A 680-nucleotide genomic window follows, 5' to 3' on the forward strand; every position below is an offset into this window, starting at 1 on the left:
AGTACCGCCGATCTCGACATCTCCGTGACAGACAGAAATGCACAAATCGATACCTCATCGGTGTTGTCTTTCGAAGATAAAGGCCGTGACGGCTCTATCCTTGGTACTGATAATGCCAATACGCAAGATAACTTATCTGGTCTAGATACTACGCCAGCGAAAGTCGATCTAGTGATTAACTTGCACGACCTCGATAGAAATGAAAGCCTAGGCGATATCACGATTCGCGATGCGAGCACGCACAACGGCACGTTCTATTATCGAAATGCCAATGGTGAGTACATTGAACTTACGCCAGTCAATGGCTCTGTTGTGTTGGACGGTTCGAATGTCATTCAATCATTCAATGGTGAGTTCGTTACGCTTGAGAACCTCTATTTTGTGCCTGACCGGCATTTTGCGACAGGCGATAGTGGCATAGATCCACGCATCCGAGTTGAGATCCTTAATAACGGTGTGTCTGACCACATCATCAATGGCAGGCTCAACATTCAAGTGGAAAGCGTTGCAGACATCGCGACTTGGACGGCAAACAGTACCTTTAACTACACGGTTGATGAAGATGGTAACAACGTTTCTCTGAACATCAGCGCGCAAACACAAGACAGCAGTAACCCAGAAAGCATCGTGTACGAACTTGTCTTTACCCAAGGTGAGGGCAACGCAACGCTAGTTTACTC

General features: G+C 46.9%; 1 protein-coding gene. It reads left to right on the top strand.

The genetic code is table 11. From position 1 onward, the window contains the following. Nucleotides 1-680, top strand: a 680-nt coding sequence (locus tag R8O11_RS28110; RefSeq protein ID WP_318194984.1) for a hypothetical protein, incomplete at both ends; no start/stop codon positions are given.

It is taken from the genome of Vibrio sp. 1288 (genome assembly GCF_033344475.1).